This window comes from Haladaptatus sp., from assembly GCF_049589095.1.
Taxonomy (GTDB): domain Archaea; phylum Halobacteriota; class Halobacteria; order Halobacteriales; family Haladaptataceae; genus Haladaptatus.
Map to the genome: position 1 here is coordinate 1 of NZ_JBAWAC010000492.1, position 6,572 is coordinate 6,572.

At 60.2% G+C, this 6,572-nt stretch carries 8 protein-coding genes; 1 reads left to right on the forward strand and 7 read right to left on the reverse strand.

Translation table 11 applies throughout. The features are described 5' to 3' along the window. From WBV42_RS15155 to WBV42_RS15170, 4 genes are all read right to left on the reverse strand, one after another. Positions 1 to 392 (reverse strand): ferritin-like domain-containing protein (locus WBV42_RS15155; protein WP_423986766.1); only part of this gene is annotated, 392 nt, incomplete at its 3' end. A gap of 533 nt (positions 393 to 925) precedes the next feature. Continuing rightward, positions 926 to 2,461 carry an aldehyde dehydrogenase family protein gene (locus WBV42_RS15160; RefSeq protein WP_423986767.1) on the reverse strand — a complete coding sequence of 512 codons (1,536 nt, stop codon included), beginning with the start codon at positions 2,459 to 2,461 and terminating at the stop codon, positions 926 to 928. 100 nt (positions 2,462 to 2,561) lie between these two features. Next, positions 2,562 to 3,062 carry a cupin domain-containing protein gene (locus tag WBV42_RS15165; RefSeq protein ID WP_423986768.1) on the reverse strand — a complete coding sequence of 167 codons (501 nt, stop codon included), beginning with the start codon at positions 3,060 to 3,062 and terminating at the stop codon, positions 2,562 to 2,564. Between the two features lie 45 nt (positions 3,063 to 3,107). After that, entirely contained in the window at positions 3,108 to 3,926 is an 819-nt protein-coding gene (locus tag WBV42_RS15170) for an RIO1 family regulatory kinase/ATPase (protein ID WP_423986769.1), read from the reverse strand. 138 nt (positions 3,927 to 4,064) lie between these two features. Here WBV42_RS15170 and WBV42_RS15175 point away from each other — a divergent pair, with 138 nt between their 5' ends. Further along, positions 4,065 to 5,207, forward strand: coding sequence for an acyl-CoA dehydrogenase family protein (locus WBV42_RS15175; RefSeq protein WP_423986770.1), 1,143 nt, complete (start codon positions 4,065 to 4,067; stop codon positions 5,205 to 5,207). Positions 5,208 to 5,244: 37 nt separating this feature from the next. Here WBV42_RS15175 and WBV42_RS15180 read toward each other — a convergent pair whose 3' ends face one another. From WBV42_RS15180 to WBV42_RS15190, 3 genes are all read right to left on the reverse strand, one after another. After that, positions 5,245 to 5,466: a hypothetical protein gene (locus tag WBV42_RS15180; RefSeq protein WP_423986771.1), complete on the reverse strand. Its 222-nt coding sequence runs from the start codon at positions 5,464 to 5,466 to the stop codon at positions 5,245 to 5,247. 90 nt (positions 5,467 to 5,556) lie between these two features. After that, entirely contained in the window at positions 5,557 to 6,090 is a 534-nt protein-coding gene (locus WBV42_RS15185) for a cob(I)yrinic acid a,c-diamide adenosyltransferase (protein ID WP_423986772.1), read from the reverse strand. After that, entirely contained in the window at positions 6,087 to 6,329 is a 243-nt protein-coding gene (locus WBV42_RS15190) for a glutaredoxin family protein (protein ID WP_253227185.1), read from the reverse strand. Before WBV42_RS15190 ends, WBV42_RS15185 begins: the two co-directional genes overlap by 4 nt. Positions 6,330 to 6,572 lie beyond the last annotated feature (243 nt).

Below are 6,572 nucleotides of genomic sequence, written 5' to 3' on the forward strand. Positions count from 1 at the left end.
GCTTCGTCGTGGCCCAGCGTGTCGGCCATGAACAGCAGGTTGCCGTACGCCGCGATTTCGAGGTGCTCGAACTTTTCAGCGATTCCCTTGTCGAACAGGTTCCGGAGTTCCTGATTCGGTTTCCCGTCGACGAACTCCTCGTGGTCCTCCACGAGGGCGTCGAGTGCACGGAGTTGCTTTCTCTTGGCCGGTTCGCCGATGTGGTCGAACACGTTTTGGAGGCGCTCGACGTGTCGTTTCGTTTCGCCCCGATGCTCCTCGAACGCGTTTTGAAGGTCGCCATCGTTGACCTCAGTCGCCAGTTCGTCCAGCGTATCGAACAGTTCGTTTTCGACGTAGTACATCTCCTTCAGCCCCTCGTAAAAGAGGTCGTCGAGTGAATCTCCGGTCATGGTCAGTCGGTATTGGTACGACTACAACAACGGCCCTAAACTTTGCCGTGCCCGCGGCGAGTTATCGACGACTCCGCGAACCGTTCCCATTGCGAGCCAAGTTGCACAGATTTAAGACGGAGAAACGAAAATGGACATATGCCGGTATGCGACGCTTTTCTCGTCGTATGTTGGCAACTCAACTGGGACTGTGCGCTTCGTCGCGTGGGAACTGGTCGGACCCACATCGGCTTCCGGAAGCCACCACCCACCATCCGTCTCGTCTCTCCGTCGTCTCCACCCTTTGCAAACCTAAATCGAAACGTCGTCTTCTACGCGGAACCATTATTTCAGCTGTACTGTCACTATATCTGAGATACTGTCTCATCGACGAATCGAGAAGGTTCAGTACGCGGATCGGTCAATACTTTCGCCCGCATTAATCTTCCATATTCAACACGACAAAATAAAAACGGAGCGGTCCGTCTATTCGTCCTCTGTGAACACGAAAACCGCGGGGAGTCGTCTCACTCCGTTCGACTCCTCCCGGTCAATTATTCGTCCTCGGTCTTGATGTCCGCTGAGAGACCCTGTGCCATCTCGATGTCCTTCGAGTTGTTGAGGGTCCACGCCGTGCGTTCGGTGACGGCTTCGATGGATTCGCGGGCGCTCGGGTAGCCGTTGCCGGACTTCTTCACGCCGCCGAACGGCAGGTGGACCTCCGCGCCGATGCACGGGAGGTTGGCGTAGGCGAGGCCGATTTCCGCGTAGTCGCGGAAGTAGTTGATCTGGCGGTAGTCCTCGCTGATGATGGCTCCGGCCAGTCCGTAGGGCGTGTCGTTGTGAATTTCGACTGCCTCTTCGATGTCACCCGAATAGCTCATCAGGGCGACGTGCGGACCGAAGACCTCCTCGTGGATACAGCGCAGGTCAGGACTGTAATCGACCTCGTAGACGAACGGGCCGACCCAGTAGCCGTCCTCGAAGCCGTCCGGAATCTCGTCATCGTCGAGTTCCTCGCGGTCCACGAGCACGTTCGCACCCTCGTCCTTGGCGAGTTGGTTGTACTTGCCGAACTTCTCGACCTGATCCTCGTTGACCATCGGACCCGTGAAGGTGTTCTCGTCGAGCGGGTCGCCGACGGAGATGTCCTTCGCGATTTCGACGTAGCGCTCCTTGAACTCGTCGTATACGTCCTCGTGGACGATGAGGCGCTCGCTGGAGACACAGCGCTGGCCCGTCGTCTTGAACGAGGACATGATGGCGCTGTGGACGGCGACGTCGAGGTCCGCCTCCTCCGTGACGATGATACCGTTTTTGCCACCCATCTCACAGGCCGCGAGTTTGCCGGGTTCGCCGCCGACCTTACCCGCAATCTTGTGACCGACTTCGGATGAACCGGTGAACAAGACGGTGTCCACGCGCTCGTCCTCGACAATGGCGTTTCCGGCGTCGCCGTAGCCCTGTACCATGTTGAACACGCCGTCCGGGAGACCGGCGTCCTCGAACATCTCGGCGATGATCTGACCGCACCACGGCGTCTGCTCTGCTGGCTTCCAGACGACCGTGTTCCCCTCGACCAGCGCGATGGCCATGTGCCAGAACGGGATGGCGACCGGGAAGTTCCACGGGGAGATACAACCGATGATGCCCCGCGGCTTGCGGCGCATGTAGGCGTCCTTGCTCGGAATCTCGCTCGGGACAACGTCACCGTGCGGATGTCGGGCGTTGCCCGCGGCCCACTCGACCATGTGCGCGGCCTCGACGACGTCTGCTTTCCCTTCCGAGATCTCTTTCCCACATTCCTTCGTGATGACTTCGCCGAGTTCGTCGGTTCGCTCTCGGAGCTCGTGGTAGATGTCCCACAGGTACTCCGCGCGGTTGATGTACGAAAGCTCGCGCCACTCGTCCTTCGCTTCCTCCGCGGCGTCGAGGGCGGCTTCGATGTCCTCGGGTGTTCCGCGGTGGAACTCGCCGAGCGACTCCTTCGTCGCCGGGTTGACGCTCTCGAACGTTTCGTCGCCCGCACCGTCGCGCCACTCTCCGTCGATGTAGTGACTGTAAACCTGCTCGCTGGCTTGTTGACTCATGTTGTACTCGGTGAAATTTGACGCGGCACCTTAAAAAAGACTCTTACTTGGAGAGCACACCGACGGGCGGTTCAGGGGAACACGGGAGAAATCCAAGCCGCTATTCGTCCTCTCCACGCCAGTAGTCCACTTCTCCGTCGAGCGGGAAGTAGCCGCTCAACGTTCTCCCCTCGTGTTTTCCGGGTGCGGTCCCGGCGAATATACCCATCTTCCCGGAATCGGGATACACCGACACGTCGGGTTCGCACATGGTCGAAAAACAGAGGTATCGAAGCGTCGCCTCGGAGTCGTTGATGACGCGGCGGGCGTACTCCTCGACTGGGAACGCGACGTAATCGCCCGCTTCGAGGTTCCGTTCGTCGTTCTCGATTCGGAGCGTTCCCTCCCCGTCGAGGACGAAAATCGCCTCCTCGTTTCCGGTGTGGTAGTGGTACGGCCACGATTTCTTCCCCGGCGGGAGTTCGTACAGACTACAGCCCAACTGCTCGCCGCCTGCCGCACCACCGAGTTGCTTACGGCGGATCTGAAAGTTGGTGCCGTGTGATTGTTCGTCCCAGTCGAGGGCGGATTCGTTGACGATTTGGGGTCGCCCGTCGGTCATGCTCGACTACTCACAAACGATTGATAAATAGTCACCGGCGAGCGATTAGCCGCTCTCGGCCTCTTCCCTGTCGGCGAGCTTTTCGATCTCACCTTTGACGCTCGCGGCGTCGAAATCGTGGTCGGGGCGCATGTTCACGAAGTCGAGGAACTCGCGTGCGGCGAGCAATTCCTCCGGAGAATAGTGCTCGTTGGCGGCCAGCACCGCGTCACGAGCGCCGATGAGCGGCGTCAGCGACGCCAGCGCGCACGCGAGGTCGTACGAACGGGCCTCGTCGATTCGCTCCTCGTTGACGCTCGTCGCGTCGATGAAGTATATCTCTCCGTCCGCGACGAGGACGTTCTCCCCGCGCAGGTCACCGTGAGCGAGGTTGTGTTCGTGCATCCGGGCGAGCGCGCCGAACAGGTCGGGAGCGTACTTTCGTACGTCCGATTCGGGAATCCCCTCGAACGTCTCGAAAGAGGGCAGATACTCCATGACCAGCACGCCGAGGTCGTCGTATTCGAACGCCTCTATCGGTGCCGGGACGTTCAACCCGATTTCGCGCATCTTCCTCGTTGCTTCTAGCTCGTGTTCCGCCATCTCGTCCGGCCCGGCGAAATGTTCGAAAAATCCCTCGGTGCCGCTGCTGAACGCGCCCAGATTCCGCACGCTGGTGAAGAGCGCGTGAACGAGCGAGTTCTGGTCGGTCGTGATCTTGACGAACCACTCGTCGTCCACCACACAGGGCGTCGAGAGCCAGTTGTCGGCGTCGATGAACTCGACGCGAACTTCCTCGCGGTCGTATCGCTCCGCGATCTCTCGAATGACTGCCTCGATACGCGGCCACTCGATCGTGCCACGTACCAGTCGCCGGATACCCATTGGAGACCGGTTCGTCCCCATCGTTGATAAACTCACTCACCGTCAGGGAGGTTTCATTTTACCTGCTTTCCCCTTGTTCGCTCCGCTCACGAGGGGCCAGTCGAAGACATTATAGCGAAACCCGCGCAAAAATTGCGTATGGATTTCAATCTCCCCGACGAACACAGGATGGTACGCGACACCGTCCGGGAGTTTTGTGACGAGGAAATCGAACCTATCGCACAGGAAATCGAGAGCGAACACCGCTTCCCCGCGGAGGTCTTCGACGAACTCGCCGCTCTCGACATGATGGGCGTTCCCATCAGCGAGGAGTACGGCGGACTCGGTGGCGACCAGTTGATGTACGCGCTTGTCACCGAGGAGTTGGGCCGGGTGTCCGGATCCATCGGCCTCTCGTATGCTGCACACATCTCGCTGGCATCGAAACCCATCGAGCTGTTCGGCACCGAAGAACAGAAAGAGCGGTGGTTGACGCCGCTCGCAGAGGGCGACTACCTCGGTTCGTGGGCGCTCACGGAACCCGGATCCGGGTCCGACGCGAGCGACATGGACACGACGGCTGAAAAGGACGGCGACGAGTGGGTGCTCGACGGCACGAAGCAGTTCATCACCAACGCCAGCGAGGCGGGAAGCGTCCTGGTCAAGGCCGTCACCGACTCCGATGCGGGCTACGGCGGCATCTCGACGTTCATCGTTGATCCCGAGGAGGACGACGGCTTCGAGGTCACGACCGTCTGGGACAAGATGGGACTCAACGCCTCGCCGACCTGTGAAATCCAGTTCACCGACTGCCGGATTCCCGAGGACCGACTCCTCGGCGAGGAGGGCGAGGGCTGGGAGCAGACCAAGAAGACGCTCGACGGCGGCCGAATCAGCATCGCCGCGCTCTCGACCGGCATCGCACAGGGGGCCTACGAGGCGGCCCACCGGTACAGTCAGGAGCGCGAGCAGTTCGGCAAGCCGATCTCGAAGTTCGACGCCATCCGCAACAAGGTCGTAGACATGGACCGCAAAATCGAGCGCTCGCGCCTGCTGACCCACAAAGCGGCGTGCAAGTACGACGAAGGCTACTCCGTTTCCCACGAGAGCGCGCTGGCAAAACTCGACGCCAGCGAGTCGGCCCGAAAGGTCTCCGAGGACGCCGTACAGGTGCTCGGCGGCTACGGCTACACCGAGGACTTCGCCCCGCAGCGGTTCCTGCGTGACGCGAAACTGATGGAAATCGGCGAAGGGACCAGCGAGATTCAGCACCTCGTCATCGGACGGGAACTGGGACTGTAAGCTGAGAAAAGAATCCTCGTCGGAAGCCGTTTTACTCTCACCAAACCCCCCACGAGAACATCGTCCAGACGCCGACCACGAGGACGATGAGCGACACCAATCGCTGGAGCATAATGCGCGTATCGCTGAACTCGATGTCTCCTTTCGCGCCGTATCGTACTCGCATCTGGTGTCGTGCCATCGCACGGGGTTTCAACACGTTCAACGCGCCGATGGCGACGAACGCGACCATGAAGAGGGTGAAGAATGCGGGAGGCATATCGCCACGATTCTCGTTCCGGGGCATAAGCTTGTGGGTGAACTGAACACTCTTTTGTGTGGACAGCGGACGCTGTAGTAAAAGAAGAACTCAGTACGTCGGACTCTCTTCCCGTTCCCCGTCGCGTTTGTTCACGACGCGGGCGAGGATGAACAGCGCGTCCGACAACCGGTTCAGGTACGTCACTGCGTTCTCGTTGATCTCCTCCTCGCTTGCCAGCGCAACCGCGCGACGTTCGGCGCGGCGGCAGACGGCGCGGGCGTGGTGGAGTTCCGCCCCCGATTCGCTGCCACCGGGGAGGATGAACGACGTGAGGGGGTCCAGTTCCTCGTCGTAGGCGTCCATCCACGATTCGAGCATGTCGGCGTGTTCGGCGTTCACCTGTGGGTCGTCCTCGTCGGGTTCCGGGTTGGCCAAGTCAGCCTGCACGATGTGGAGGTGGTTCTGGATTTCGTGGAGCTGTTCGTCCACGTCGTCGTGCCCCGTCGGTCGACAGCGACCGATGAGGGCGTTCACCTCGTCCACCGTCCCGTAAGCCTCGATTCGCGGACTGGCTTTCGAGACGCGGGACATGTTCTGCAGGTCGGTCTGCCCCGCGTCGCCGCGACCGGTGTAGATCTTCATACGATCGATTGCTCCACGTACTCGACGATCTTTTCACTCTCGGCCATCGTGACGCCCGAATCCTCGTTCACGAGCACCGGCACGCCGCGCTGACCGCTGACGCGTTTGACCTCGTTCCGCTTCGAGTGGAGCGCTTCGACCCACTCCGTCTCGTACTCGATGTTCGCCTCATCGAGCGCGTCGTGGACCTTCTGACAGAACGGACAGCCATCGAGCGAGTACAGCGTTATCGAACTCATATCGCAACGATGGAGCGCGAGCGTAAAGTAAGCTACCGTCTCGGAGACTACAACGGACTTCGAAAGCCTCCGGCCGGTTGCGAAGTTGCTTCGTATCCGCAAACGCGAGTACCCCGAATTTTAAATACCGAAACGGGACCACTCCGGCGCAATGGAGGTGCTCGGAACCCGACTCCTACTGCGTCCATCGACGACGATGACCACGCTCGCATTCGTCTTCGGCGGGATCGTTGTCGGTACGAT

Bases quoted from the DNA above. Each gene is read 5' to 3' on its own strand.
- WBV42_RS15165 (WP_423986768.1), bottom strand. From the start codon at position 3,062: ATGACCGACGGGCGACCCCAAATCGTCAACGAATCCGCCCTCGACTGG.
- WBV42_RS15170 (WP_423986769.1), bottom strand. From the start codon at position 3,926: ATGGGTATCCGGCGACTGGTACGTGGCACGATCGAGTGGCCGCGTATC.
- WBV42_RS15160 (WP_423986767.1), bottom strand. From the start codon at position 2,461: ATGAGTCAACAAGCCAGCGAGCAGGTTTACAGTCACTACATCGACGGA.
- WBV42_RS15185 (WP_423986772.1), bottom strand. From the start codon at position 6,090: ATGAAGATCTACACCGGTCGCGGCGACGCGGGGCAGACCGACCTGCAG.
- WBV42_RS15175 (WP_423986770.1), top strand. From the start codon at position 4,065: ATGGATTTCAATCTCCCCGACGAACACAGGATGGTACGCGACACCGTC.
- WBV42_RS15190 (WP_253227185.1), bottom strand. From the start codon at position 6,329: ATGAGTTCGATAACGCTGTACTCGCTCGATGGCTGTCCGTTCTGTCAG.
- WBV42_RS15180 (WP_423986771.1), bottom strand. From the start codon at position 5,466: ATGCCTCCCGCATTCTTCACCCTCTTCATGGTCGCGTTCGTCGCCATC.